Below are 439 nucleotides of genomic sequence, written 5' to 3' on the forward strand. Positions count from 1 at the left end.
AGCGTTGGTATGCAATCTTCCGGAGAGATGGGAAGCGGATTACATGGCCGGAGCCGACACACAGTAAGAACGGAGCAGATGGCCGGCAGAAGTGGTTAGAATGCGGAGATTATATTGATTGGTCGGATTTGGGACGTTCCATATTTGACCGGCCCCGCCCTCTGGCAGATGCCACCATGAAACGGATAGCAAACGGATACGTTAAGTATGTTGTTAACAATCCGCAACCGTACATAGTTAACAATCAGAGCGCCGTTTCCTTTATGATCCAGTATCACGGAGAAACACGGGAAGGTGATTCGCGCGGCCAACTGCTGACGGAGCCGATAAAGACAATTGATACCAGCAACCGGTATGGTCTGGTTACGGCATTTGTCACTAAATTTTATAAATCCGGGACAGGCCAGATGTGCGAGGAGCCATTACATACCATCACCAC

At 49.7% G+C, this 439-nt stretch carries 1 protein-coding gene; it reads left to right on the plus strand.

The annotated features are described in order from the left end of the window. Positions 1-176: 176 nt before the first annotated feature. Positions 177-439: DNA cytosine methyltransferase (locus tag NE664_14190; protein ID MCQ4727785.1), on the plus strand; the 263-nt coding region annotated here is incomplete at its 3' end.

The sequence above is a fragment of the Anaerotignum faecicola genome, assembly GCA_024460105.1.
Classification (GTDB): Bacteria; Bacillota; Clostridia; order Lachnospirales; family Anaerotignaceae; genus JANFXS01.